Origin of the sequence: Chthonobacter albigriseus (assembly GCF_013839445.1) — a bacterium.
In the GTDB taxonomy this organism is placed as follows: Bacteria; Pseudomonadota; Alphaproteobacteria; order Rhizobiales; family Pleomorphomonadaceae; genus Chthonobacter; species Chthonobacter albigriseus.
This window is the reverse complement of sequence record NZ_JACDIT010000012.1, coordinates 14,080-40,585: the sequence shown is the minus strand read 5'-3', so window position 1 is coordinate 40,585 and position 26,506 is coordinate 14,080. Positions and strand designations below refer to the sequence as shown.

25 protein-coding genes are annotated in these 26,506 nt (G+C 67.2%); 16 read left to right on the top strand and 9 right to left on the bottom strand.

Features of this window, described 5'->3' with window-relative positions:
- Positions 1-122: 122 nt before the first annotated feature.
- The 4 genes from HZ321_RS20560 (at position 123) to HZ321_RS20545 (ending at position 3,489) form a co-directional block, all read left to right on the top strand.
- The gene (locus tag HZ321_RS20560; protein WP_181704288.1) at positions 123-830 is read left to right on the top strand and encodes an ABC transporter permease; all 708 of its coding nucleotides are present in this window, start codon (positions 123-125) and stop codon (positions 828-830) included.
- On the top strand, positions 823-1,623 hold the full coding sequence (locus HZ321_RS20555; RefSeq protein WP_181704287.1) for an ATP-binding cassette domain-containing protein: 801 nt from the start codon (positions 823-825) through the stop codon (positions 1,621-1,623). The genes HZ321_RS20560 and HZ321_RS20555 overlap by 8 nt, the downstream gene beginning before the upstream one ends.
- On the top strand, positions 1,617-2,456 hold the full coding sequence (locus tag HZ321_RS20550; protein ID WP_181704286.1) for an ABC transporter substrate-binding protein: 840 nt from the start codon (positions 1,617-1,619) through the stop codon (positions 2,454-2,456). Before HZ321_RS20555 ends, HZ321_RS20550 begins: the two co-directional genes overlap by 7 nt.
- A 103-nt stretch (positions 2,457-2,559) precedes the next feature.
- Positions 2,560-3,489: a carbohydrate kinase family protein gene (locus HZ321_RS20545; protein WP_181704285.1), complete on the top strand. Its 930-nt coding sequence runs from the start codon at positions 2,560-2,562 to the stop codon at positions 3,487-3,489.
- On the opposite strand, the gene HZ321_RS20540 is transcribed toward HZ321_RS20545, so the two are convergent.
- The 6 genes from HZ321_RS20540 to HZ321_RS20515 form a co-directional block, all read right to left on the bottom strand.
- The gene (locus HZ321_RS20540; RefSeq protein ID WP_181704284.1) at positions 3,490-4,605 is read right to left on the bottom strand and encodes a DUF1513 domain-containing protein; all 1,116 of its coding nucleotides are present in this window, start codon (positions 4,603-4,605) and stop codon (positions 3,490-3,492) included.
- Between the two features lie 3 nt (positions 4,606-4,608).
- The gene (locus HZ321_RS20535; RefSeq protein WP_181704283.1) at positions 4,609-5,772 is read right to left on the bottom strand and encodes an imelysin family protein; all 1,164 of its coding nucleotides are present in this window, start codon (positions 5,770-5,772) and stop codon (positions 4,609-4,611) included.
- A gap of 13 nt (positions 5,773-5,785) precedes the next feature.
- Positions 5,786-7,258: a di-heme oxidoreductase family protein gene (locus HZ321_RS20530; RefSeq protein WP_425305424.1), complete on the bottom strand. Its 1,473-nt coding sequence runs from the start codon at positions 7,256-7,258 to the stop codon at positions 5,786-5,788.
- A gap of 38 nt (positions 7,259-7,296) precedes the next feature.
- Complete coding sequence (locus HZ321_RS20525) at positions 7,297-8,556, bottom strand: imelysin family protein (protein ID WP_425305423.1); 1,260 nt, start codon at positions 8,554-8,556, stop codon at positions 7,297-7,299.
- A gap of 87 nt (positions 8,557-8,643) precedes the next feature.
- A complete protein-coding gene (locus tag HZ321_RS20520) occupies positions 8,644-9,144 on the bottom strand; it encodes a hypothetical protein (RefSeq protein WP_181704281.1) in 501 nt (166 codons plus the stop codon).
- A gap of 200 nt (positions 9,145-9,344) precedes the next feature.
- Entirely contained in the window at positions 9,345-10,445 is a 1,101-nt protein-coding gene (locus HZ321_RS20515; protein ID WP_181704280.1) for a polysaccharide deacetylase family protein, read from the bottom strand.
- Between the two features lie 336 nt (positions 10,446-10,781).
- Here HZ321_RS20515 and HZ321_RS20510 point away from each other — a divergent pair, with 336 nt between their 5' ends.
- Entirely contained in the window at positions 10,782-10,997 is a 216-nt protein-coding gene (locus HZ321_RS20510; protein ID WP_181704279.1) for a hypothetical protein, read from the top strand.
- A gap of 46 nt (positions 10,998-11,043) precedes the next feature.
- Here HZ321_RS20510 and HZ321_RS20505 read toward each other — a convergent pair whose 3' ends face one another.
- Both HZ321_RS20505 and HZ321_RS20500 read right to left on the bottom strand, forming a co-directional pair.
- Positions 11,044-11,523: an RrF2 family transcriptional regulator gene (locus tag HZ321_RS20505; RefSeq protein ID WP_181704346.1), complete on the bottom strand. Its 480-nt coding sequence runs from the start codon at positions 11,521-11,523 to the stop codon at positions 11,044-11,046.
- A gap of 222 nt (positions 11,524-11,745) precedes the next feature.
- Positions 11,746-13,419: a formate--tetrahydrofolate ligase gene (locus tag HZ321_RS20500; RefSeq protein WP_181704278.1), complete on the bottom strand. Its 1,674-nt coding sequence runs from the start codon at positions 13,417-13,419 to the stop codon at positions 11,746-11,748.
- A 341-nt stretch (positions 13,420-13,760) separates the two neighbouring features.
- On the opposite strand from HZ321_RS20500, the gene guaD reads away from it, so the two are divergent.
- Positions 13,761-15,068, top strand: a complete 1,308-nt coding sequence (gene guaD / locus HZ321_RS20495; protein WP_181704277.1) for a guanine deaminase — start codon at positions 13,761-13,763, stop codon at positions 15,066-15,068.
- Between the two features lie 13 nt (positions 15,069-15,081).
- Here guaD and HZ321_RS20490 read toward each other — a convergent pair whose 3' ends face one another.
- Positions 15,082-16,095, bottom strand: a complete 1,014-nt coding sequence (locus HZ321_RS20490; RefSeq protein WP_280514518.1) for a LacI family DNA-binding transcriptional regulator — start codon at positions 16,093-16,095, stop codon at positions 15,082-15,084.
- A 479-nt stretch (positions 16,096-16,574) separates the two neighbouring features.
- Here HZ321_RS20490 and HZ321_RS20485 point away from each other — a divergent pair, with 479 nt between their 5' ends.
- The 10 genes from HZ321_RS20485 to rfbC all read left to right on the top strand — a co-directional run bounded on the left by HZ321_RS20485 (position 16,575) and on the right by rfbC (position 26,498).
- Complete coding sequence (locus HZ321_RS20485) at positions 16,575-17,810, top strand: ABC transporter substrate-binding protein (protein ID WP_181704275.1); 1,236 nt, start codon at positions 16,575-16,577, stop codon at positions 17,808-17,810.
- A gap of 134 nt (positions 17,811-17,944) precedes the next feature.
- A complete protein-coding gene (locus tag HZ321_RS20480) occupies positions 17,945-18,838 on the top strand; it encodes a carbohydrate ABC transporter permease (RefSeq protein ID WP_181704274.1) in 894 nt (297 codons plus the stop codon).
- Positions 18,839-18,865: 27 nt separating this feature from the next.
- The gene (locus HZ321_RS20475; protein ID WP_181704273.1) at positions 18,866-19,756 is read left to right on the top strand and encodes a carbohydrate ABC transporter permease; all 891 of its coding nucleotides are present in this window, start codon (positions 18,866-18,868) and stop codon (positions 19,754-19,756) included.
- 6 nt (positions 19,757-19,762) lie between these two features.
- Positions 19,763-20,878: an ABC transporter ATP-binding protein gene (locus HZ321_RS20470; RefSeq protein ID WP_181704272.1), complete on the top strand. Its 1,116-nt coding sequence runs from the start codon at positions 19,763-19,765 to the stop codon at positions 20,876-20,878.
- Between the two features lie 66 nt (positions 20,879-20,944).
- Positions 20,945-21,703: a sugar phosphate isomerase/epimerase family protein gene (locus HZ321_RS20465; RefSeq protein ID WP_181704271.1), complete on the top strand. Its 759-nt coding sequence runs from the start codon at positions 20,945-20,947 to the stop codon at positions 21,701-21,703.
- 10 nt (positions 21,704-21,713) lie between these two features.
- On the top strand, positions 21,714-22,847 hold the full coding sequence (locus HZ321_RS20460; RefSeq protein WP_181704270.1) for a Gfo/Idh/MocA family protein: 1,134 nt from the start codon (positions 21,714-21,716) through the stop codon (positions 22,845-22,847).
- Between the two features lie 91 nt (positions 22,848-22,938).
- The gene (locus tag HZ321_RS20455; protein WP_181704269.1) at positions 22,939-23,478 is read left to right on the top strand and encodes a cytochrome b; all 540 of its coding nucleotides are present in this window, start codon (positions 22,939-22,941) and stop codon (positions 23,476-23,478) included.
- Positions 23,479-23,481: 3 nt separating this feature from the next.
- Positions 23,482-24,450, top strand: coding sequence for a zinc-dependent alcohol dehydrogenase (locus HZ321_RS20450; RefSeq protein ID WP_181704268.1), 969 nt, complete (start codon positions 23,482-23,484; stop codon positions 24,448-24,450).
- Between the two features lie 157 nt (positions 24,451-24,607).
- Positions 24,608-25,774: a glycosyltransferase family 4 protein gene (locus tag HZ321_RS20445; protein ID WP_181704267.1), complete on the top strand. Its 1,167-nt coding sequence runs from the start codon at positions 24,608-24,610 to the stop codon at positions 25,772-25,774.
- Between the two features lie 163 nt (positions 25,775-25,937).
- Positions 25,938-26,498, top strand: coding sequence for a dTDP-4-dehydrorhamnose 3,5-epimerase (gene rfbC / locus HZ321_RS20440; protein WP_181704266.1), 561 nt, complete (start codon positions 25,938-25,940; stop codon positions 26,496-26,498).
- Positions 26,499-26,506: the final 8 nt, after the last annotated feature.

Below are 26,506 nucleotides of genomic sequence, written 5' to 3'. Positions count from 1 at the left end.
TGCGCTCGTAGGCGCAGAAGATCGTGCTAGGCCGACGCTGCTCGCTACGCCATCACTATGGCGGCCTCACGGCTCCAGTGCCCACCGCGAACGCGACCGTAGCCTTTTTTCTTATCGACACGATGCAAGATTTCACCCTCGCCTTCGTCCTTGCAGGCCAGTTGCTGATCGGCCTGGATCCGACCCTGATGGGCATCGTCGGGCTGTCCCTTGCGGTGACCGGGTCCGCTCTTCTCGTCGCGTGCCTGATCGGATTTCCGGTGGGGGCTCTGATCGGATTTCGTCAGTTTCGGGGGCGTTCGTTCGTCATCGTCTGCCTGAACGCCCTGATGGGACTGCCTCCCGTCGTGGTCGGGCTGCTCGTCTACATGATGCTGTCGAACGCCGGACCGCTCGGGTTCCTGCAGCTTCTCTACACACCCTCGGCAATGATCGTGGCCCAAGCCGTCCTGATCACCCCGATCGTCGCGGCGCTGTCGCGGCAGGTGGTGGAAACGCTGGCACGGGAATACGCCGACACGTTCCGGACGCTGGTCGTGCCCTGGCCGACAGCGCTCCTCGCCCTGCTGCGCGACGGCAGGTCGGGCCTTGCCACGGTCGCGCTCGCCGGCTTCGGCCGAGCGATCGCGGAGGTCGGCGCCGTGATCATCGTCGGCGGCAACATCGCCCACGTCACGCGCGTGATGACGACGTCGATCGCGCTGGAGACCTCCAAGGGCGATCTCGCCCTCGCCCTCGCCCTCGGGTTCGTGCTGCTGTTGATCGCGCTGGCGGTCAACGCCACCGTCGCCGCACTGTCGCTGGCAACGCGGGAGGCGGGGCATGGCTAGCATCGTCTCGACCGTGCCCTTTCCGGGCCGGTTCGCCAGCGCCCCGCAAGTCCGGACCAGCCGGTGTCAGCGGAGCCTGCAAACCGTCGATCTCGGCTTTGAGGCCGGCGGCAAGACGATCCTCGACAAGGTGTCGATGACCCTCTCGCCCTCGGGGCTGACCGTCCTGCTCGGGCCCAACGGCGCCGGAAAAAGCGTCTTCCTCCGGCTTGCGAACGGGTTGCTCTTGCCGACGCGAGGGACCGTCCGGTGGGGAGACGACCGGCCAACGGACGCCACCCGGCTCACCCAGTCCTTCGTGTTCCAGCGGCCGGTTCTGCTCCGGCGCAGTGCGCTCGACAATGTCGCCTTCGTGTTGAAGCTCCGCGGCGTCGCCGAGGCTCGCGGCAAGGCCCGCAGCCTCCTCGACGCGGCGGGGCTCGGTGCGCTGGCGGATCGACCGGCGCGGGTGCTTTCCGGCGGGGAGCAACAGCGCCTGGCGATCGTGCGGGCGCTCGCGACCGGACCCGGGGTGCTGCTCCTCGACGAACCCACAGCGAGCCTCGATCCCGCCTCGGTGGCGGCCGTCGAGGCGCTCATCCGATCCGCAGAGAGCCAGGGCGTCAAGGTCATCCTGGTCACCCACGACGTGGCCCAGGCCCGGCGCTTGGCGCACGACGTGGTGTTTCTCTCCGGCGGCGTGGTGCGCGAACACACCGCGGCTGCCGACTTCTTCCTCTCACCTCATTCGGCCGAGGCGCGAGCCTACCTCGATGGCCGGCTCATTCCCCAGGAGGAGACCAACTCATGCTGAACAGAAGATCCATCCTCGGCGCCGCGGGCGCCGTACTGCTGACGATCGGCGCTTTGGCAGGCGCGCTCGCCGAGGAGAAGTCGATCATCGTGCAGTCGACCACGTCGACCGCGAACTCCGGGCTGTTCGACCATCTGCTGCCGCTGTTCCAGCAGAAGACCGGCATCCGGGTGGACGTCGTGGCGGTGGGGACCGGTCAGGCGATCAAGAACGCCGCCAACGGCGATGGCGACGTGCTCTTCGTGCACGCCAAGGCCGACGAGGAAAAGTTCGTCGCCGAAGGCAACGGCGTCGAGCGCTTCGATGTCATGTACAACGACTTCGTCGTGGTCGGACCGAAGGCGGATCCGGCCGGCATCGCCGGCTCCAGGGACGCCGCGGCGGCGCTGGCCAAGGTGGCGGCGGCGGGCGCGCCGTTCGTCTCGCGCGGCGACGACAGCGGCACGCACAAGGCGGAGCTGAAGCTCTGGAAGGCGGCCGGGGTGGATGTGAAGGCAGCGTCCGGCGGCTGGTACCGGGAGACCGGGTCGGGCATGGGCCAGACTCTCAACATTGCCGCCGGGATGAGCGGCTACGCGCTGACTGACAGGGCCACCTGGGCGGCGTTCCAGAACAAGGGCGAGCTCACCATCGTCGTCGAAGGCGACACCAAGCTCCTCAACCAGTACGGCATCATCCTGGTCAACCCGGTCAAGTTCCCGAGGGTGAAGGCAGAGGCCGGCAAGGCGTTCGTGGATTGGGTGATCTCCGACGAGGGCCAGAAGGCGATCGCTGACTTCAAGGTGAGCGGCGAGCAGGTGTTCTTCCCCAACGCCAAGAAGGCGGGCGGCTGAGGCTCGGCCGAACGCCGCAGCCGTTGCGGGATGATGCATTTGTCGGTAGCAAGGTCGCGGCCTTTGCGATGGGCGCAGGGGCCGCGAACCCGAGCCAAATGCGATGCTTCTTTCCTGCGGCGATGCGCTGATCGACTTCGTTCCCGTGAAAGCCGGCGACGGCCGCGACGCCTACGTGCCGGCTGTGGGCGGTTCCTGCCTCAACATCGCGGTGGCGATGGCGCGGCTCGGCGCACCGACGGGCTTCGTGGGCGGAATCTCGCGGGACCTGTTCGGGACCATGATCGCCGATCACCTGAGCGGTTCGAAGGTGGACCTGCGCTATTCCGACCGCTCGGACCTGGAAACCACCCTCGCCTTCGTCAGGCTGGTGAACGGCGAGGCGCACTACGCCTTCTATGACGAGACGACCGCCGCCCGGCTCTGGTCCTTCCAGCCCGGCACCATCCCCTTTGCCGCCATCGATGCGGTGCATGTGGGGTCGACGACGCTGATCAACGAGCCGTCGTCCTCCGCCTATCTGGCACTGGTCGACGCCGCAAAGGGGCTGGCGACCATCTCGTTCGATCCGAACTGCCGGCCGACTCTGGTCCGCGACAAGGCGGGCTATGTGGCGCGGATGGCGGAGTTCGCAGCGCGGGCGGACATCGTGCGGATGTCGGACGTGGATTTCGATTACCTTTTCGGCGGCGACGACTACGAGCCGAAGGCGAAGGCTTACCTCGACGGCGGCGCGAAGCTGGTGATCGTGACGCGGGGCGGCAAGGGCGTGGTCGCGTGGCATGCGAAGGCCGGCCGGATCGAGGTGGCGGCGCCCAAGGTCGACGTGGTCGACACGATCGGGGCCGGCGACACCTTCCAGGGCTCGATGCTGGTCGCGCTCAAGGAGGCTGGCCGCATCGACGCCGACGAACTGGCGGGGCTGACCGCCGACGAACTCACGCAGGCGCTGACGTTCGGCGTCACCTGCGCGGCGGTGACCTGTTCGCGGGCCGGTGCCAACCCACCGTGGCGGCACGAGGTACCGGCCTGATCAGGCCAGCAGATTCAAGTGGTTGTCGAAGGCGAGATCGTCCCGTCCGACGGGGGTGATCGCCAGTCCGCTCGACCGTTCGACGGTTGCGATCCGGCCCGTGCCGGAGGTCGCGAGCAGGCTCGGCCCCCGGACCGGAGCGGGGGCGATGCCGCAGCCGTCGTTGAATTCGACTTTGCCGGCGAAGCGCGCCGATCGCGCCTCGAAGGCGAAGACGATGCCGCCGCGGGGCGCGGAGAAGGCGACGAGCTCGCCGTCCGCCGAGGCGGCGACCGAACCGACGTAGTTGCGGGCGCCGGCTTGGAGTTCGTCCGGAAGCGAGAAGAGTTCCGCCCGCCGGCCCGGAACGAGCCGGCCGGCGAGTGGCGGCAGGTCCATGGGATCGCCCTCGTACTGGCAGCCGAACCAGACGGCGCCGGCAGCATCGACCGCGAGATGCCGGATGGAGAGCGCGGCGAGATCGCGGTCGAGTGTCTCGGTGGCGAGAAGACGGCCGCTTTCAGCCTCGAGCAGGCTGAGCGAGGGCTGCATTTCTGCAGAATTCAAGGCGACGCGGCCGAAATCGGGGTGGGTGTCGAGCCCGCCGTTGGCGACGGCGAGGGTGCGGCCGTCCGGCAGCCAGACCAGTTCGTGAGGGCCGACGCCGCCGGTGGAGAACTCGCCGATCCGGCGGAAATCCGCCTTTGCGTCGTAAATGCCGACCACCCCGCCCGCCGCTTCGAAGTCGTTTTCGGTGGCGTAGAGGATGGATCCGTCGGCAGTGAAGACCCCGTGGCCGTAGAAATGGCGGCCGGGAGCGGCCGAAAGGACGACCGGCTCCGTCCGCCCGTCGAGATCGACGACGACGGCGAAGGTGCCCGGCCGGCGGGCGAAGGCGACGCAGCGGCGGGAGACGGGGTCGAAGGCGACGTCGTGGCCGCGGTCGGGAAGCGGGCGCAGAAACTGGATTGCGCCGGATTCGCTCATGATCGCAACGGCATAGCTGTCGTTCGGCAGCTTGACGCAGGAGGCGTAGAGCGCTTCGCCGCCGACGGTGGCGGCATGAAGGCGGCGGGGTCCGAGGACAGCGGCGGTCAGGGTGCCGGCCGAGAGGCGCAGAAAGGCGCGGCGGTCCATGGTTCAGTCCCCGTCGAGGGCGTTGAAGCTTTGTTCCAGGCCGAGGGCGACCGCCGTCTCCCGGCCGATCGAGCGCTTCAGGCTGGAGGCGACGATGGAGAGGTATTTCGCCTGTTCGCGGACCGCTGGATCGTTGAAGGCTTCGGCGGGCGGAAGGGTGATGCCTTGCGCCTTTCGGGCGGCGTTGCCGGCTTCGAAGACGATCGAGTTGGCCAGCCAAAGCTGTGGCTTTTCAAGGAGATCGGAGGCTCCGCTCACCTCGAACTCGTGCTGGATCGCTTCCAGCGTCGCCGCGATCGAGGGGAAGGTCTGACTGCTACGCCAGAAGTAGGAGAGCTTGGGCCTGGCCTTCTCCGCGCTGTCGCCCAGCGGGGTACGGAGCTTCTGGTCGGCGAGCACCTCCAGGCCCGTGGCCATGGCGGAGAAAAGGGCTCCGGCGGCTTCGGCATGGGTGCGGAACTGCGGGTTCCGGGGCCCAGGTTGGAGCAGGAGGTCGGCGCCCTCCCCTTCCCAACCCTCTACGAGTGTTGAGGAAAGGCCGGCGACATTGGCGGCGATGGCGGCGCCGTAGCGGCACCGGAAGGCGCCGGCCGGGTCAGCCGGTTGAAGCAGCGCCTCGGCGCCGGTTCCGTAGAGCACGAACTCCAGAGCGGTCAGTCCCTGAACGCCCACCGACTTGCCGGCGAGCGTGGCGGGATCGGCGGCGGTAGCGTCCGCCTTGACGAGAACGGCCTGTACCTGCTTCAGGCCGATGCCGCGCGGATCGGGCCAAAACGCCAGTTTTTCCAACCGGTTGTCCTGTACCAGCGGGCCGATCCGGATGCCGTCCATGGCCGCCAGGGCGCGGACGGTGGACTCGAAGCTTCGCCGGGTGGTGGCGAGGGAGTCCTCGGTCGGGTTGGCGCAGAGCGCCTGAACGTCGGCGGAGAGGAGCTCGGCGTCCTGGCTTAGCCGTTCGGCGGCGGGGCGAATGTGTTTTTCGACGATGGCGCGGACGACGGCGGCATACTGATCCTCGGTAACCGGTTGTTCGCGCTGGGTTTCCGCTTCCTGCGCCGGGGCGCGTCCGGTGCCGGCGAGCAAGGCCGCGAGGGTGAGCGCCGAGGCGACGGCGAGGTCGGCGAGCCGCTTCGCGAGCCGAGGGCCGGTGGAGGCGAACAGGGGCATCGGGGGCTGCCTCTCAGAGAGAATTCAGGAATGCTATCAATGCGTTGCGGCTATCCGGATCGAGCGACGCCACATGGTTTCGGGCCGCCTCCGCCTCCCCGCCGTGCCAGAGCACGGCTTCCAGGAGCGTCTTGGCGCGGCCGTCGTGAAGGAAGCCGGCGTCGGGCTCGACCCGGTGGGTGAGTCCGATACCCCAAAGCGGGGGCGTGCGCCATTCCCGTCCATTCGCGGCACCCTCCGGCCTGTTGTCGGCCAGTCCATCACCCATGTCATGCAGCAACAAGTCCGTATAAGGCCAGATCAGTTGAAATGAATGATCAGGTGACTGAGCATCTCGCCGCGTCACATACTTCGGAGTATGGCATTTCTGACATCCCGCCTCGTAGAAGACCTGTTTGCCGGCAAGGACCGTGCGGTCCTTCACGGTGCGCCGGACAGGTACAGCGACATTGCGGGCGTAGAATGACACGAGTTCAAGAACATCTTGCGGCACTTCGTCCGATCCGAGGCGGGCCTGGACCCCATCCGGCATCGAGCGGCAGGCGGCCTGGGCGGGCGTGCAGTCGCCGGCGGGGTCGGGCCGGAGCGGCGTGGAAAGGCCGAGATCTGCGGAAAACGCGGCCGCAACCTGGGTCGGGACGTCGGGTTCGGCGGCCTTCCAGCCGAAGCGGCCCAACCTGCCCTCGACGATGTTCGGCCGCCCGGAGATGCCGTCCCCGTCGCGGTCGTCGGGGTCGGCGTTGGCCAGGATGTCGCCGGGGTGAATGGCTTCCAGGAGGCCGAGGCCGATCATCGGGGAGGCGACGCGCGGGGATATCTGTGTTTCCGGATGCAGCGCACCGGCGGATTCTTCCGTGATGGTGTAGTCGCGTTTTTCGAGACGTGTAGCGGCTTCTCCGGCGCGTGTAGTCGTCGAAACGACCGGTGTAGCCGTAACGCGGCCCTCGGCGGGGAGACCTGGGACGGCGCGGTCCTGAAGCTGCCAGCCATAGGTCGGTTCGAAGGTGGTTCCGCCCTCGCCGTCGGGGATGGAGAGGCGCAGGACGAAGCCCGGACCGCCGTGCTCGCCGGGCGCCCTGCTCCTGCCATCCCTCACATGGCATTGCTCGCATGAGCGTGCGTTGAAGAGCGGCCCGAGTCCGTCGGAGGCCTGGGTGGAGGACGGGGAGGAGACCCACGTCTTCCGGAACAAGGCATGGCCGAGGATGAATGTCTGGCGGCGCTCGTCGGGGAGGTTGGCCGAGGGCTGGGTGAAGGCGTCCTCGGTCGGGACGGTCCGGGTGGTGGCGGCTCCGCCGGCGAGTGCCTCGAAGGGCTCGCCGTCGGTGAAGTCGAAGGCCGGCGCGACGACCTTGGCGACACGGGCCCGGTCACGGTCGTCCAGGTCTTCGCGGTGGGCGAGCAGGCCGTTGCCGAGCCCCACCCCGACCGGTAGCAGAGCCGCCGGCAGGCAGGTCAGCACGAGCAGAGCCCACCGATGACGCACCACGAAGCCCCTTCTTCAGTCCCGATGCCGGTCTACGATCACTGGAAGACCGCGGATGGGTTGTCCAGGCTGTCGGAGCCCTCGAAAGCGATATCGCCGAGGCCAAGGGCGGAGACGGCGCGCTGGATCGGGGGCACCTGAGCGACCAGGGCATCGACGAGCGCCTGGACGACGGCGTTGCCCTCGGCATTGCCCTCCGCGATCATCTGGTCGTAGGCCTCGACGGTCTCGCCGCGCTGCTTGAGGGCGGCCGCGGCGGCGTAGGTGGCTTCAAGCCGGGCGGCCAGTTCGGCGTCGACATCCGGGGCCTTGGCCTTGACGAGGTCGGAGAGGGACGGACCCTCGACCTTGGAGCCGTCGATGCGGGTGTACTCGCCGATGTAGACGTTGCGGATGCCGACGACGTCGTTGTAGTGGGCGTTGAAGGTGTTGTCGGAGAAGCAGTCCTGCTCCTCCTCCGGATCGTGCAGCATCAGACCGAGCTTGGTGCGCTCGCCGGCGAGTTCGCCGTAGGAGAGCGAGCCCATGCCGGTGAGGATGGAGGCGACGCCAGTGGAGCCGTCGCCCTCGAGGACGCGGGCTCGGGCCGCCCCGCCCTCCTTCCAGTTCGCGGCCATTTCCTGGAGATCGGTGACGAGGAGAGTTGCGGCGGCCTGGAGGTAGGCGGCGCGGCGGTCGCAGTTGCCGTTGGTGCAGTTGGCGGGATCGAAGTCGGTGGCGGGACGGTTACCGGCGCCGGGTCCGGTACCGTTGACGTCCTGGCCCCAGAGCAGGAACTCCACGGCGTGATAGCCAGTGGCGACATTGGCTTCCACGCCGGCCGCTTCCTGGAGTTTGTCCTGCAGCAGGTCGGCGGTGATGACGGAGGCGTCGATGACGTCGCCCTCGATGCGGATCGAGGGGTTGGCGACGACATTGAGGGTGTAGAGGCCGTTGGCGTCGGATTCGGTGCCGTAGGAGGCGTCGACGTAGTCGATCAGGCCTTCATCCAGTGGCCAGGCGTTCACCTTGCCCTCCCAATCGTCGACGATCGGGTTGCCGAAGCGGAACACCTCGGTCTGGAGATAGGGAACGCGGGCGGCGATCCAGGCCGTGCGGGCGGCGGCGAGCGTCTCGGCGGTGGGCTTGGCGACGAGCGCCTTGACGGCCGCCTCCAACGCCTTGGCGGTCTCCAGGCTGTCGGCGAAGGCCGCCTCGCCGATGTCGGCGTATGTCTTGGCTACGTCCCTGGCGGTGATCTCGGCGGCAAGGGCCGGGCCGGTGGACAGCATCGCCGCAAGGGCGGCCGAGGCCTTCAGAAGCTTCTTCATGACTTTTCCCCGTTTTGACAATCGAGCCGCCGGCCGTGGAGGCGAACGGCGCTGAAACCTCGTCGGTCCGGCCGGTTACTGGACCCTGGTGAGCGGCGGGCGCTCGGCAATGTCGTCGACCACCCACATCGGGATCGGCAGAAGGCGCTGATGAAGTTCGTCGAGGGCTTCGCCGAACCCGCGGGTCGCCGCCAGAGCAGTATCGGTGGCTTCCTCTCCAACCAGATGACGGGCGGCGCCGGCAATGGTGTCCGCGTCGCCGTTCTGGGCGGCGGCCACGAGTGTCAGAGCCAAGCACTCATCCCGGCAGATGCACTGGCAGCCGTAGGGGAAACAGGCGAGCGGCTTGCCGGCCGCACGACGGATCTCACGGACCCACCACGACAGTTCGCCGAGCAGGCGCCGGGCGTCGCGCGGCCCGATCTCGCGGGCGAACAGCTCCCAGCCGAGTTCCCAGCAATCGATGCTGCCGGTGGAGTATCCGTTGAGCCAATGGCGGAGTCCCTCCACCACAAGCCGTTCGGGCTGGCGCGCCAGCACAGGCGCGTTGCGCCCGATGGCCAATGCTATCGCCATGACAAACCCTCGCGACGACGCAGCGGCCGGATCCGGACCGTCGAAAACTTCATCTCCGCCTCCAATCGAAAGGGTTCAAGGCCCCGACATCGAAGAACGGCGCGAGCCTCTTAAACCTGAGCCTTACGGTCAAGTAAAAAAGCGGCTTTGGCGAAACATTGGAACGGTTCGAAAGTGGTGCCGGACCGGCGCGGCGGGCGTCAGGCGGAGCGGGCGGGCAACGCGGCGCGGCCGGTGGGGCGCAGGAAGGGCAAGGAGCGCCAGCCCAGCCGTTCCAGGGCGAAGGGCACGCCGGACAGAAGGATCTCGAACTCGCGGTCGGACTGGAAGTGGCCGTTGAGGGAGAGCCGCGGCCAGTCGGTGTTCATGCAGGCATGCTCGGGACGGAGCATGCCGCGCCGTGTGGTGACGGCCACGGAGAACCCGAAGCGGGCGGCGAGCCGGACGTCGCGGCAGCTGACCGCGTCGTCGTCGCCATAGGGATAGGCGAAGGTGGTGGGCCGCCGGCCGGTCATCGCCTCCAGGCGGTCGAGGCCGCCGCGGATCTCGGTTTCGGCGTCCGCATCGGACAGGCGGGCGAGCGCGGGATGGCTGACGGTGTGGCCGCCGACCGAGGAGAGCGGGCCGGCAGACATGGCGCGGACCTGGTCCCAGTCCATCATCTCGCGGGCGAGCATGTCGGCAATGGAGAAGCCGTGCGCGGCGGCAAGGGGCCGGACAACGGCCTCGCGACCGGGTTCGTCCATGGCAAGGACGGTTCCGGCGATGCTCAGGAAGGCCTTGCGCTTCTGGCAAGGGGTGGCGGAGGCGAAACGCACGTCCCCGTCGGGGAAGGTGGCGACGACCTCATCGTTGCGGCGCACCACCTCCTCGATGGTCATCCACCAGGCGTTCGCCGTGCGGTCCACCATGCCAGTGGCGACGAAAACCGTGAAAGGCGCTTCGTGGGCGCGGAAGACCGGCCAGGCGTGGTCGTGGTTGTCGCGGTAGCCGTCGTCGAGCGTGACGGCGACGTAGCGCTCGTCCTGCAAGCCGCGGCGAAGACGGTCGGCAGCCTCCTCCAGGCTAACCACCAAGACCTTCCGGCGACGGAGGATCGTGAGGGCCCGGTCGAGGAAATCGGGTGTGATCTCAAGGTTCGCGTTGGGCTGGAACGGGTGGTCCGGCTGCGGCCGCACCCGGTGCAACATCAGGACGCCGCCATTCCAGAGGATGCCCGGCGGGTACCACTCGTCGGCATGGAGGGCCGAGAGCATTGCCAGACCCGCCTTCTGAAGCTTGACCCTGACGCCGCGCCGCAACCTGCCTCTCCCAATCGCTTTGTCTGGACTAGAGCATCAGCGGACAAAAAAAATCCTAACGCGGATGTAGAAAATCCGCCGAGGCGGCAGATGCTTCAAGTTTTCATCAGTCTACCTCTCGATCTTTGCGCAATCATCGAATTGTCAATAACCGCTAAAGGATTGCTTAACTCAGCCGCGGTAGCGTGGAACACAGGGTTTTCAGAAAAGTTGTCGGAAACCGAGGAAAGAGGCTGTAGTTCGAAGATGCAGGAGCGTCGCGAACATAACCGGAGGCGAACGCTTAAGGCAGGCAAGGCCGTCTACGGCGACTTTCGCTATACAATCGATTGCATCGTGCGCGATCTGACGCCGAAAGGCGTTCGGCTGAAGTCCGAGAACGCCGCGGAAATCCCCAATGATTTCTTCTTCTACGACCAGTCCGACGGCTCGCTTCAACGGTCGGAGGTCGTCTGGCGTACGGTGAACGAGATCGGCGTGCAGTTCGTGGGGGACAGGATCAACATCCACGAGACGCACGATCCGCGTTACGCCCGCTTCAAGTACATGTAGGTCGGAACGGAACCGGTTGCTGCTCGCGCCGGGCCGACGGCCGACCTCAGTTGGCCAGCATGTCGTTGAGGATGGTGGCCGGCGTGGTGGCCGCGTCGTCATCGTGCCGGGTCGACTTGCGCACCGCGTCGGCCAGGGTCGTCGCGTCCATCAGGATGATGGTGGCCGCGAAGATGTCGCCGAAGATGTTGCGGACTGCGCAGATCTCCTCGTCCGGACAGTCGGCGCAAGGCCGGTAGGCGGAGCGGGACAGGCAGCCGAGCGGGGCGATGGGGCCGTCGATGACGCGCAGGACGTGGCCGATGGTGATCTCCGCCGGGTCCTTCAGCAGCACATAGCCGCCTCCCCTGCCGCGACGGCTGGAGATGACGCCGGCGTGCTTCAGGTTCAGCAGGATATGCTCGAGAAACTTGCGCGGGATGTTGGCGCGCGTGGCGATCTCTTCGATGAGCATGGCCTGGCCGCGGGGGACTGAGCCCAGTTCAACCAGCGCCTTGAATGCGTATTTCGCCTTCTGGGAGATCATGACTTCGGCACGGCCAGTAAAAAATCGATCCGAGAATAAATCGATGGTCATCATCTACCACAAGGCGGCTGAACTGACCATCGAACCCCCCCGGACTTCCGCAATCCAGGGTTAACCGAAGCGTCGGTTTTGCAGAGGTGTGGCCTGCGCGCACGATGTTCAAGTGCAAAGGCCGGACGCGATGCGCCCGGCCTTCAGGTTTCTGCAGGAGCGTGCGGCTTTTCAGCTGAGCCCGACGATCTGTCCGTCTGCATCGAGGCGGATGTTGACCGCGGCAGGCACCTTGGGCAGGCCCGGCATGGTCATAATGTCCCCGCAGATGACGACGACGAACTCGGCGCCGGCGGAGAGGCGCACCTCGCGAATCGGCAGGACATGGCCGGACGGGGCGTTCTTGGCGTTGGGATCGGAGGAGAAGGACGACTGCGTCTTGGCGATGCAGACCGGCAGGTGGCCATAGCCTTTGGCCTCATAGTCCTTCACCTTGGCCTTGACCTTCGGGTCGGCTTCGATGCCGGACGCGCGGTAGATCTCCTTGGCGATCGTCTCGACCTTGGCGAGGAGGCCGAGGTCGTCGGGATAGAGCGTCTTGAAGGGCGCCTTGCGGGGCGCGTCCAGGATCGCGGCGACCTCGTGGGCGAGCGCTTCGGCGCCCTTCCCGCCGTCGGCGAAGTGGGTGCACATGACGGCCTTGGCGCCGGCCTTCTCGCAGAGGGCGAGGAGCAGCGAGACCTCCGCGTCGGTGTCGGAGGCGAAGCGGTTGATGCCGACGACGGCCTCGACGCCGAACTTGCCGACGTTCTCGATATGGCGGGCGAGGTTGGCGAAGCCGACCTCCAGAGCCGCGAGGTTCTCCTTGGAGAGCTCGTCTTTGGCGACGCCGCCGTGCATCTTGAGGGCGCGGATGGTGGCGACGATGACGGCCGCGTCGGGGGTCAGGCCCGTCTTGCGGCACTTGATGTCCATGAACTTTTCGGCGCCGAGGTCCGCGCCGAAGCCGGCCTCGGTGACCACCACGTCGGCGAGGCGGAGGGCGGTCTCGGTGGCGATCACCGAGTTGCAGCCGTGGGCGATGTTGGCGAAGGGGCCGCCGTGGACGAAGGCGGGGTTGCCCTCCAGCGTCTGGACGAGGTTGGGCTGCAGCGCGTCCTTCAGGAGCACGGCCATGGCGCCGGGCGCGCCGACCACGTCGGCGGTGAGGAACTGCTTCTTGTCGGTCTCGCCGATCACCATGCGGGACAGGCGCGCCTCCAGGTCCTTGAGATCCTTGGACAGACAGAAGACGGCCATCACCTCGGAGGCGACGGTGATGTCGAAGCCGTCCTCCTTGGGGAAGCCGTTGGTGGTGCCGCCGAGGCCGTTCAGTTGGTTGCGCAGCATGCGGTCGTTCATGTCGAGGACGCGGCGCCAGGTAAGGCGGCGGCCATCGATCTTCGGCTCGTTGCCCCAGTAGACGTGGTTGTCGAGCATGGCCGACAGGAGATTGTGGGCCGAGGTTATGGCGTGGAAGTCGCCGGTGAAGTGGAGGTTGATCTCCTCCATCGGCACGACCTGGCTGTAGCCGCCGCCGGCCGCGCCGCCCTTGACGCCGAAGCAGGGACCGAGCGAGGGCTCGCGCAGGCAGATGGCCGCGCGGCGGCCGATGCGGTTCAGCGCGTCGCCGAGACCGACGGTGGTGGTGGTCTTGCCCTCGCCGGCCGGCGTCGGCGTGATGGCAGTGACGAGCACCAGCTTGCCGCGCGGGCGATCCTGGACCGACTTGATGTAGGCGTGGTCGATCTTGGCGATGTGCTTGCCGTGCTGGATCAGCGCGTCGTCGGGAATGCCGAGCTTGCCGGCGATCTCCGCGATCGGCTTCATCTTCACGGACCGGGCGATCTCGATATCGCTCAACATGACTGATCTTTCCCCTTGGAGCGCGTTTCCCGCCGCCCGGGCGCTTGTTGCGCGCGTCCCGTGGCGGCTTTCATCTTGACGAGGAGGGTGCATGACGGTTCCCGCGGGGGGAAGGGTGGCGGGCTGCAGAATTTCTGTGCCGGGTTTTCGGTTTTTCTAATCGGCCGGAAAAACGAGGCGAGCGGCTGCCTGCACCCGGGCTTCGGCGGCCTTTCGGGCGGGCGTCCGTGACGATCTGTCACCAGAGACGGCTGTTGTCGGCCTTGCGAGAGCCGGCCCTTTGCCTCCGCCGGGTGGGTGGGATAGGTCTTGACCCTGGACGAGATCGATCGGGAGATCCCATGCCAGACCAGACCAGATCCATCCTGCGCGGCCGCATCCTTTCCTTCCACCGCCGGCCGGACGGCCCCGGGGACGCGGGGAGCCACCGCTATCTGGAGGACGGGATCGTCGTGGTGAAAGGGGGGCGGGTGACCGCGGTGGAGGACGCCGGTGCGTTGCAGGGCTTCCAGGGGCCCGGCGTCAGTGTCGAGGACCACGGCGACAAGCTGATCCTGCCCGGGTTCATCGACACCCATATTCACTTGCCGCAGACGCAGGTGATCGCGTCCTACGGAGCGCAGCTGATGGAATGGCTGCAGAAGTACACGTTCCCTTCCGAGCTGCGCTACGCGGACCGCGCCTTCGCCGAGGCCGGCGCGCGGTTCTTCATCGACGAGCTGCTGCGAAACGGCACGACGACGGCGGTGGTCTACGGGTCGGTGCACCGGGAGGCGATCGAGGCGTTCTTCGAGGAGAGCGAACGTCGGGGCACACTGATGCACGCCGGCAAGACGATGATGGACCGCAATGCACCGGAGGGGCTTCTGGACACGGCGGAGAGCGGCTACCGGGATACGACGGCGGTGATCAAGGCCTGGCACCGGCGCGGTCGGCAGCGGGTGGTGGTGACGCCGCGCTTCGCGATCACCTCGACGCCGGCGCAGCTGGAGGCGTCCGGCGCCCTGAAACGAGAGAACCCGGACTGCCTCTTGCAGACGCACATGTCGGAGAACCTGAAGGAGATCGAGACGGCGCGGGCGCTCTACCCGGAGCGGGCCGGCTATCTCGACATCTACGACTACTACGGGCTGCTGGGGCCGAAAACGCTGCTCGGCCACTGCATCCACCTGCGCGAGGACGAGATCGCGCGGATGCATGCGACGGGGTCGGTGGCGGTGTTCTGCCCGACGTCCAACCTCTTCATCGGGTCGGGGCTGTTCGACCACGACGGCCTGGAGCGCGGGCCGGCGCCGGTGCGGATCGCGCTCGCCACCGACGTCGGCGGCGGGACCAGCTACTCAATGCTGCAGTCGGCGGCAGAGGCCTACAAGATCATGCAGCTCCGGGGGCAGAAGCTCTCGGCGCTGCAGGCGTTCGACCAGATGACGCGGGCGAATGCCGAGGCGATCGGCGAGGCGACGGAGATCGGCCGGATCGAGCCGGGGCTTGCGGCGGATCTCATCGTGCTCGACGCCCACGCGACGCCGGCGATGGCGCACCGGATGGAAGCGGTGCGCGGCGACCTCGAAGAAGAGCTGTTCGTGCTGATGACGATGGGCGACGACCGCGCGGTGGCGGCGACCTACGTGGCCGGGCGGCGGGTGTAGGCGGCGGGCCGGTCTAACCGGCGGGCGCGGGGCCGGTGCTGCCGGCGACGCGCAAGGTGGCGGGGAAGACGATCTCGCCGGGGTCGCGTTCGCCCTGGAGCATGTCGATCAGCAGGCCGGCGGCGGCGGCGCCCATGTCCTCGGCGGGCTGGACGATGGTGGTCAGCGTCGGCTGGCAGTAGTTGGTGAAGTCGATGCCGTCGAAGCCGACAATGGAGACGTCCTCGGGGATGCGCAGGCCGGCTTCCTGGATGCCCTTCATGCAGGCGATCGCCATCTGGTCGCCAACCGCGACGATGGCCGTGGGCGCCCTGCCCTCGGCCCGAAGTTCCAGGAAGCGATGGGCGGCGGCGGTGCCGCTGGCGAAATCGAAGAAGCCCTCCACGCGGATCTGCTGGTCCGGCTGAAGGCCGGCCTCGGCGATCGCCTCGCAGAAGCCCTCGTAGCGGGGGATATCGTTGATGTTGCCGGCGCCGCCGGAGATGTACATGAAACGGCGGTGGCCGAGCCCGAGCAGGTGACGGGTCTGGATCAGGGTCGCCTCGCGCTCCTCCAGCAGGACGGCGCCGGCGCCCGGCTCGCGGCGGGAGCAGACGCGCACGAGCGGCATGCCCATGTCGGCCAGACTGCGGCGGCCGACGCGCGGCATCAGCGCGGAGAGGAGCAGGACGCCATCGAACAGGCCGGCGGCGGCGAGGTCGAGGAGGTGGGCCTGCTTTTCCACGGAGTCGGGGCTCTCCTCGGAAATGATGGTGCCGTAGCCCCGCCGCGAGGCCTCCTGGTCGATGCCACTAACGATCCGGGCGAAGAAGGAGTTGGAGAGAAGCGGAACCACCGTCAGCAGCATCCGGCTGCGGCCGGCACGCAGGTTGCGCGCGGCGGCGTTCGGCGTGTAACCGAGCTCGCGGACGGCGTCGAGGACCAGCTTCCTGGTCTCCGGGCGGACGCTGTCGGGGTTGCTCAACGCCCTGCTTACCGTTGCCGTCGAAACACCGGCCCTGCGAGCCACATCCCCTATCTTCGCCATTGACCACCCCCGTCGCCGCCGATTCCCGCATCTTAGCGCAACGCCGCCGCCCGGTTGGCGAAACTGTGACGTCTTCCGGCTCTTTACGACTATTTTCGGATCGCGCAGAAAACCCTTGCCAGCGGAAAGCCACAGGTGTACCATTTATGTAATCGATTACATCAATCGATTGAAGTCCGCGGAGGGAGTGCCGCGGCTTGGAAGAAAAACGTCGGGAGGACCGCATGGACCACGTCAAGATTCGCCATCTGCGCGAACCGTCCGAGTGGCTTTCCAATGTGGCAACATCGTCCCGCTGAATCCTGATCATCAGGCCCGACGGCGCAGCCCCCCTTGGGCGGCTGCGGCGACATCGGCCATCGTCCGGTGAGGCTGGGGGCCTGCCCCTGCCCTCTCGGCAAAAACGGACTCCCGCAACGGCACGTCCTCAACGTCCCGGCAAGCGGAGCGACAACAATCCGGAGGAGAAGGAAACCATCATGCGTTCACTCATTGCAGCCCTCGCCACCAGCACCGCGCTTCTCGTCGGAGCCCCCGCGTCTGCAACCGACCTGGAGGTCACCCACTGGTGGACGTCCGGCGGTGAAGCCGCCGCCGTGAAGGTTCTGGCCGACTCGTTCACCGCCGCCGGCGGCACCTGGAAGGACAGCGCGATCGCCGGTTCCGGCGACACCGCGCGCCCGATCATCATCAGCCGCATCACCGGCGGCAACCCGATGGGCGCCACGCAGCTGAACACCGGCCGCGACGCCGAGGACCTGATCAAGGCCGGCCTGATGACCGACCTGACCGAGCTGGCCGAGAAGGAAGGCTGGAAGGACTTCATCCGTCCGTCCAAGCTGCTCGACGCCTGCATGTACGAGGGCAAGGTCTACTGCGTGCCGATCAACATCCACTCCTGGCAGTGGATGTGGACCAACCCGAACGTGTTCAAGGAAGCCGGCGTGGAGCCGCCGAAGTCCTGGACCGAGTTCGTCGCAGCAGCGCCGAAGCTGAAGGAGAAGGGGTTCATTCCGCTGGCGACCGGCGACGGCTGGCAGGTGGAAGGCATCCGCAACGTGCTCACCGTGGCGCTCGGCGGCAGCGACCTGTTCCTGAAGATCGCCCGCGACAAGGACGCCGAGGCGGCCAAGGGCCCGGAGATGCGCAAGGTCTGGGAAGGCATGGAAGCCGCCCGCTCGTTCGCCGATCCCGGCTTCGTCGGCCGGCAGTGGAACGAGGCGACCGGCCTGGTGCTGACCGGCAAGGCCGGCGCGCAGATCATGGGTGACTGGGCGCAGGGCGAGTTCGGCCTGGCCGGCAAGGTCGCCGGCACGGACTACGACTGCCTTCCCGGCCTCGGCGAGAAGGAGATCCTGGATACCGGCGGCGACGCCTTCTACTTCCCCAAGAACAGCGACCCGGCGGTGACCGAAGCGCAGCTGAAGCTGGCCAGCCTGCTGGTCTCCAAGGAAGTCCAGGTCGCCTTCAACCTGAAGAAGGGCTCGCTGCCGATCCGCGGCGACATCGACATGGCCGCCGCCAACGCCTGCATGCAGAAGGGCATCGCGATCCTGGCCAAGGAAGGCGCCGTGCTGCCGTCCAACGAGCAGCTGCTCTCCTCGGATACCCAGGGCCAGATCCAGGATCTCGCGGCGGAGTTCTTCTCCGCGCCCGAGATGACCGTGGACGAGGCGCTGGAGAAGTTCTCCGAGATCATCGCCTCCGCGAAGTGATGCTTCCCTTCCCCGGGAGGGGCTGACCAACCCGTGGCCGGCCGCAGACGTCCTTCCGCCTAGGTTTGCCCTGGCGGAAGGACAGGCGGCGCGCCGGCCACGCCGCATGCCATGAGCAGGGATGGAGCGAAGCCATGAGCGGCGATCGCCGGCCTTCGGGTCTCACCCGGAATCTCAACGCCAAGATCGCGGCCGTGCCGATGATCCTGACCGCCCTGGTGGTTTTCGTGGGGTGCTCGATCTGGTCGATCGGCTACTCCTTCACCAGTTCGAACTCGCTTCCGGTCAACGAATTCGTCGGGCTTGCGCAGTACGAGCGTCTGTTCAAGACCTCCCGCTGGATCGTGTCCTTGAAGAACATCGCCATCTACGGCGTGTTCTCGATCTTCTTCTCGCTGACGATGGGCTTCCTGCTCGCCGCGCTGCTGGACCAGAAGGTGCGGTTCGAGAACGTGTTCCGGACGATCTTCCTCTATCCCTTCGCGCTGTCGTTCATCGTGACCGGGCTGGTGTGGCAGTGGATCCTGAACCCGACGTTCGGCATCGAGCACGTGGTGCGGGGCCTGGGGTTCGAGACGTTCAGCTTCGCCCCCCTCTCCGACCGCAACACGGTGATCTACGCGCTGCTGATCGCCGGGCTTTGGCAGGGAACCGGGCTTGTCATGGCGATCATGCTGGCGGGCTTGAGGGGCGTCGACGAGGAGATCTGGAAGGCCTCGCGGGTTGAGGGCATCCCGGCGTGGCGTGTCTACGTCTCGGTGATCATCCCGATGATGAAGCCGGTGTTCGTGACGACGCTGGTGCTGATCGGGTCGGGCATCGTGCGCCTCTACGACCTCGTCATCGCGATGACCAACGGCGGACCGGGCGCCTCGTCGGAGGTGCCGGCGAAATACGTCTACGACTTCATGTTCTCGCGCGGGAACCTTGGCCAGGGGCTTGCGGCCTCGACGATCATGCTGATCGTCGTGATCACCATCATGATCCCCTGGATCTACATCGAATACGGCCCGAAGAAGCGGGCCTGACGGCCGCTCGTCCCCCGGAGGATCCCCATGTCCGTGACGTCTGTCGAACCGAGCGGCGCCCGTCCGAGAAGGCTCTCGCCGAGCCGCTTCATGATCTACGCCGGCCTCTTCGTGGCGGCCGTCTACTACCTGCTGCCGCTCTACGTGATGGTGGTGACCTCGCTGAAGGGCATGCCGGAGATCCGGCTCGGCAACATCTTCTCGCCGCCGATGGAAATCACCTTCCAGCCGTGGGTGACCGCCTGGGACAGCGCCTGCACCGGCCTCTACTGCGAGGGGCTGAAGGTCGGGTTCTGGAACTCCATGAAGATCCTGATCCCAAGCGTGATCGTGTCGATCGCCATTGCATCGGTGAACGGCTACGCGCTGTCGAACTGGAAGTTCAAGGGTTCGGAGGTGTTCTTCACGATCCTGATCATCGGCTCGTTCATTCCCTACCAGGTGATGCTCTACCCGCTGGTGATCATCATGCGCGAACTCGGCATCTTCGGGACACTGACCGCGATCATCGTGGTGCACACGATCTTCGGCATGCCGATCCTGACGCTGCTGTTCCGCAACTACTTCGCAGCGCTGCCTGTGGAGCTGTTCAAGGCGGCGCGGGTGGACGGAGCCGGGTTCTGGCAGATCTTTCTGCAGGTGCTGGCGCCGATGTCGCTGCCGATCTTCGTGGTGGCAGTGATCCTGCAGGTCACCGGCATCTGGAACGACTTCCTGTTCGGCGTGATCTTCGCCGGTACGGAGAACTATCCGATGACGGTGCAGCTGAACAACATCGTCAACGCGACGCAGGGCGTGAAGGAATACAACGTCAACATGGCCGCGACGATCCTCACCGGGGCCGTTCCGCTGATCATCTACTTCCTCTCGGGCCGGTATTTCGTGCGCGGCATCGCCGCCGGCGCGGTCAAAGGTTGATCCGACATGAACAAGCATAACGTCAGCGTGTCCGTGCAGGACCTGTCGCTGAGCTTCGGAACGCTCACGATCCTCAAGCAGCTCAACCTGGACATCCAGGAGGGCGAGTTCCTGGTGCTGCTCGGGCCGTCCGGCTGCGGAAAGTCGACGCTGCTCAACTGCATTGCGGGGCTGCTCGACATCACCGAAGGGCGGATCTTCATCAAGGGCAAGAACGTGACCTGGGCCGAGCCGAAGGACCGCGGCATCGGCATGGTGTTCCAGTCCTACGCGCTCTATCCGCAGATGACGGTGGAGCGGAATCTCTCGTTCGGACTGCGCGTCTCGGGCATGGACAAGGCGGAGATCGACAAGCGGGTGGCGCGGGCGGCGGACATCCTGCAGATCCAGCCGCTGCTTCACCGCAAGCCGGGGCAGCTTTCCGGCGGCCAGCGGCAGCGGGTTGCGATCGGACGGGCGCTGGTGCGGAACGTGGACGTGTTCCTGTTCGACGAGCCGCTCTCCAACCTCGACGCGCAGCTGCGCGCGGAGCTCAGGGTGGAGATCAAGAAGCTGCACCACAGCCTCGGCAACACGATGATCTACGTGACTCACGACCAGATCGAGGCGATGACGCTGGCCGACCGGATCGCGGTGATGAAGGGCGGCGTGATCCAGCAGCTCGATGCGCCGCACGAGATCTACAACCGGCCGGTGAACCGCTTCGTCGCGGGGTTCCTGGGATCGCCGGCGATGACCTTCCTGGACGGGACGATCACGGCGGCGAACGGCGGCCCGGCGGTGAACATCAACGGGACGGTGGTGCCGCTCGGCCGCTACGGCTTCGCGGGCGCGGCGCCGGAAGCCGGACGACCCGTGACGCTGGGCGTGCGGCCGGAACATATCGCGGTGGGCGGGGCTTCGCCGGAGCCGGAGGCGGACCGGCGGCACTGGGTGACCGACAAGGTCACGCTGCTGGAGCCGACGGGCGCGGACACGATCGTGTGGAGCGAGCTCGGCGGCCTGCCGATCACCGTGCGCGTGGACGCGGAGAAGCACTTCCATGTGGGCGAGCCGTTCGCCTATGGGCTCGACCTGACCAGGGCGTCGCTGTTCGACAAGGCGAGCGGCGACCGGCTCTGACCCTTCCTCCGACCTGGTCCGGAAAGATCCGGGCGGCATCGGAATCCATCGGGAGACAACAACAAAATGGCACTCGAACACACCCTCTCCTACCAGCTCTACACGTCGCGCAACTTCCCGCCGCTGGAGGCGCAACTGAAGACGCTGGCGCGGCTCGGCTACACCAACGTGGAGCCGTTCAGCGCGGTCTACGGCGACGTTCCGGCGCTGAAGGCGGCGCTCGACGCCAACGGGCTCTCCTGCGTGAGCGGACACTTCGCGCTGGACCTGATGGAGAAGGACCTGGACGCGGCCGTGGCGATCGCCCGCACGCTCGGGATCTCGATCATGGTGGCGCCCTGGCTACCGCCGGAGCAGCGGCCGACGGACGCCGCGGGCTGGATCGCGCTCGGTGAGCGGCTCGGCGCGGTGGCGGACAAGCTGAAGCCGCTCGGCTTCACGCTCGCCTGGCACAATCACGACTTCGAATTCGTGGCGCTTCCCGACGGCTCGATGCCGATCCGGCACGTGCTGGCGCATCCCTCCGTGATGCTGGAGCTGGACGTCGCCTGGGTGGCGCGGGCGGGCGCCGATCCGCAGCAGTGGCTGCGGGAATACGCGGACCGGATCGTGTCGGTGCACGTGAAGGACATCGCGCCGGCCGGGCAGAATGCGGATGAGGACGGATGGGCGGACGTCGGCGACGGCGTCGTGCCGTGGGCGGCGCTGTGGGCCGACGTGGTGAAGACCGCGGCGCGCATCACGGTCGCCGAGCACGACAACCCGTCGGACTACGAGCGGTTCGCCGCCCGCAGCGCCGCCGCGATCAAGAGCTTCAAGGGTTGAGGGGAACGCGATGACCTTGCGTATCGGTATCGTCGGCTGCGGCAACATCTCCGACATCTATCTGACCAACCTGCCGCGCTTCCGGGGCACGGCGGTGACGGCCGTGGCCGATCTGAAGCCCGAGGCCGCGCGCGCCCAGGGCGAGAAGCACGGCGTGCGGGCCGTGCCGGTGGACGACATCTTCAAGCGCGACGACGTGGACCTGATCCTGAACCTGACGGTGCCGGCCGCGCACGCGGAGGTGTCGCTCCGGGCAATCGAGGCGGGCAAGCACGTCTACGGCGAGAAGCCGCTGGCGACCTCGCTCGCCGACGGTCGGGCGATCGTGGCGGCGGCGGCCGCCAAGGGGCTGCGGGTGGGCTCGGCGCCGGACACCATCCTCGGCGCCGGCGTGCAGCGGGCGCGGCGGCTGTTCGACGACGGGGCGATCGGATCGGTGGTGACGGGCACGGCGACCGTGCTCGGCCGCGGCATGGAACACTGGCATCCGAACCCGGAATTCTTCTTCAAGCCCGGCGGCGGGCCCGTGTTGGACATGGGCCCCTATTACATCGCCACGCTGGTGACGCTGCTCGGCCCGATCAAGTCGATCCGCGCGACCGGGCAGATCGGCCGGCGCGAACGGCTCGTGACCTCGGAAGGGCCGATGCGCGGGCAGACGATCAGCGTTGAGACGCTGACCACGGTGAACGCGCTCTACCACTTCGAGAACGGTGCCGACGTCGTGTTCCTGGCGTCGTGGGACGTGTGGGCGCACGGACAACTGCCGATCGAGCTGCACGGGACGCGAGCCTCGATCCGGGTGCCGGACCCCAACTTCTTCGGCGGCGTCATCAGCGTGGCCGAACCGGCCGGGGACTGGACGGCGATCGATGTCGGCGGGGAGACGCTGGGCCGGGTCAACTGGCCGGCGGCCGAGCCGCGGCTGGCGAACTATCGCGGCGTCGGCATCGCCGACCTCGCGGCGGGCCTGCGCGAAGGGCGGCCGCACCGGGCGTCCGGCGATCTCGCGCTGCATACGCTCGCCGTGATGCTCGGGACGCTGGAAGCAGCGACCGAGGGCCGGGTGGTGGAGGTGGCCGAGACCTGCGTGCAGCCGGCCGTGCTGACGGAGGAGGACGCCGCGGCGCTCTGGCCGGGCTGACGCTTGCCGGCGGGGGAGCTTCGCGTTCCCCCTGCCCCTCGGTGCGTGTTTTCGTGTAGTCTTCCCTGTCAGCTCAACGGAGGGGAAGAGCATGGTCGCGCCGAGTCTGCTGCCTACTGTCGACCGCTATCGACCGACCGCGCGCCTGCTCCACTGGGCGGTCGCGGCGCTGGTGCTGGGGGTCTGGCCGGTCGGTTTCGTGATCAAGTTCGTGAAGGACGACTTCAAGAACGGATTCTACTTCCTGCACGAGGGCTTTGGTTTCCTTGTGCTTTGGCTGATGCTGGCACGGCTCCTGTTCCGCCTGGTCTGGCCGCCGCCGCCGGAGGTGCCGATGCCGGCGATCTTCGCCAGGACGGCGGCGGTGGTGCACGCCCTGCTCTACGTGGCGCTGATCGCGCAGCCGCTGCTGGGTTTCCTGATGACCAACGCCTTCGGCTTCCCGTTCCATTGGTTCGGGCTGGTGGAGGTGTGGAGCCCGGTGGGCAAGGACGAGGCGCTGGGGGCGGTTCTGAAACAGGCGCACATCGTCGTGGGCTATTCCATCCTGGTGCTGTTCGCGCTGCATCTCGGCGGCGTGTTGTTCCACCACGTGCTCCGGCGCGACGCCACGCTCTACCGGATGCTTTGAGGGATGGGCGAAGCATCGGCGTTGTGGATCACGGGACCCGGCCGGGCGGAGATCCGGCGGGAGACCCTCTGCGAGAGCGGGCCGGACGACGTGGTGGTGCGCACGATCGCGTCGGGCGTCAGCCGCGGCACGGAACGGCTGGTGCTGGAAGGCCGGGTGCCGGAGAGCGAGTGGACCGGCATGCGCGCGCCGTTCCAGGACGGCGCGTTCCCGTTTCCGGTGAAGTACGGCTACGCGGCCGTGGGACTGGTGGAGGCGGGTCCGGAGGCGCTGCGGGGGCGGATGGTGTTCGCGCTGCATCCGCACCAGGACCGCTTCGTGGTGCCGGCCGGCGCGGTGACGCCGGTGCCTGACGACGTGCCGGCCGAGCGCGCCGTGCTGGCCGCCAACATGGAGACCGCGCTCAACATCGTCTGGGACGCGCAAATCGCCCCGGGCGACCGGGTGGCGGTGATCGGGGCCGGCGTCGTGGGGCTTCTGGCGGCGCGACTGGCGGCGGCGATCCCGGGGACGGAGGTGACTGTCGCCGATATCGATGCTGGCAAGGCGGCCATCGCGGCGGCACTGGGGCTGGAGTTCCGCCCGCCGCAGGAGCTGCCAGGAGACGCTGATGTGGCGATCCACGCGAGCGCCTCGGAGACCGGACTGGCCTGCGCGCTGGCGGTGGTCGGCCTGGAGGGGCTCGTGGTGGAGGCGAGCTGGTACGGGGATCGCCCGGTGACCGTGCCGCTGGGAGCGGCCTTCCACGCCCGCCGCCTGAGGCTGGTGTCGTCGCAGGTCGGCCTTCTGCCTGTCGGCCGATCACGGCGCTGGAACCACCGCCGGCGGCTGGAGACGGCGCTCCGCCTTCTGGCCGACGACAGCCTCGACGGGCTGGTTTCCGGGCGTTCGCCGTTCGGCGATGCGGGCCGGGAGCATGCGCGAATCCTGGCGGCGGCCGGCACGCTCTGTCACGTCTACCTCTATGCCTAGTCAGGGAGGTGTCAGAGACACTTTCCAACAATGGCACATGTTAGTACTTTCATCGCGTGTCCCGAACTGGCAGACCTGTCCGGCAAGGTCGTACCAGACCCGAATCCCGACTGCGCGCTCGCGTCGCTGTCTTCCCTAGCCCCGAAAGCTATCGAACATGGCGAGCCCCCGCAAACGACTGCTCTTGGTTTCGCGTGGCCCGACGAAGTCGATCACGACCTGGTCCGGCATCACGTGGCATGCGCGTACCGAGTTGGAGAAGGACTTCGACGTCGTCTCGATCGACTGGTACTCGCGGATCGTCCACGCGGTCGAATACCGGCTGATGCGACTGGTTTCCTGGGGATCACAGCGCTTCCTGAAAAAGGACGTGCGCTTCCTTTCCTCCGACACGCTGCCCAACGCCTGGCTGAACGGGCTTGTGATCTGGATCGCGGCGATCCTGCTCCGGGCGGACTTCGTGTTCGGGACGTCCTGCGCGAACTACGTGGCCTACGTCCCCGGCCGCATCAAGGTGTTCCACATGACCGGGACGACGTTCCGCGCGCTGCGGGATGCGGAGCACTATCTGGACTACTCGCAATGCCCGCGGTTCATGATCGGCCACTACGAGGCGATCGAAAGGGCGGCTGCGCGGCGCTGTTGCGGGTTCTTCCTGCCGGCGGAGCATGGCGCGGCCTCCTTGAACGAGAACTACGGCATCCCGCGGGAGCGGATCGCGGTGGTGGGATACGGCGCAGGCCTGCCCCGGCCGGTGATCGACCGCCACCGCAAGCCGTCCTACACGGAGGAGACCTGCCGCCTGACGTTTATCGGCTTCGACTGGACGCGCAAGGGCGGGCCGGAGGTGGTCGACGTGGCGAACCGGCTGCATCAAACCGGAGTACCGGTGGAGCTCCACATCGTCGGTCCGCCGACCAACCCGGTGGGCGAAACGCCATTCGACGTCCAATTCCACGGCCGGATCGTCAAGGACGAGGAACTGGACCGGTTTCTGGAGCTTCTCTCCAACAGCTTCACCCTGCTGGTGCTGAGCAAGGCGGAAGCCTTCGGCGTGGTGTTCGTGGAGGCGAGCGCGCTTTCGGTCCCCTCGATAGCCTATGACGTCGGCGGCGTTGGAAACGCGCTGCTGGACGGACGGACAGGTCGGCTGCTGCACCCCGACACGGGGCTCGACGAAGTCGCGAGCCATATCGAGCGGATGTGGCGAGAGCGACCCGCGTACGATGTGTTCCGCGCCCAGGTGGGCCAGCACTACGACCGCGACCTCAGTTGGGAACGGTGGCGGAAGGTGGTGTCGGAGCGGATCGCGTCAACGGTCTGACAAGGACCCGTTCGGCTCGTTCATACTACGGACAATCTACCGATCCGCGGCAGCGGGCGACGGTTGCATGCCCGGGGGATGTCTGGCAGAACTGGCCGATGTTTGCGCCATGATCGCGGCCGTGGCAGCTTTTTTTTCAACGGGCTCGGGGCGTCTCCAACGGATGAATTTCGAACGAACCCACCTCGCCGACGTGGTCCTGATCACGCCGAAGCGGTTTGCCGACGAACGGGGCTGGTTCATGGAGACCTTCCGACAGGAGGTGTTCTCGCGGGAGGTCGGCCCGATCGTCTTCGTGCAGGAGAACCATTCGCTGAGCCGCCCGAAAGGAACCGTCCGGGGCCTGCATTTCCAGCGACATCCCACGGCGCAGGGCAAGCTGGTGCGCTGCCTACGCGGCGCGATCCTCGACGTGGCCGTCGACATCCGCGTGGATTCGCCGACCTTCGGGCGCCATGTGGCGGAGACGCTTTCGGCGGAGAACGGGCGTCAGCTCTGGGTTCCGGTCGGCTTCGCGCACGGGTTCTGCACCCTGGAGGCGGATACCGAGGTCGCCTACAAGGTGACCAACCCCTACAGCCCGACGGACGACGGCGGGATTCTCTGGAACGATCCGGACCTCCAGATCGATTGGCCGGTGGACACGGCCGGCGTCGTGCTCTCGGCCAAGGACGGACGCCTGCCTCGGCTGAGGGACCTGCCCGAGACCTTCCGCGCCAACTGACACCCAAG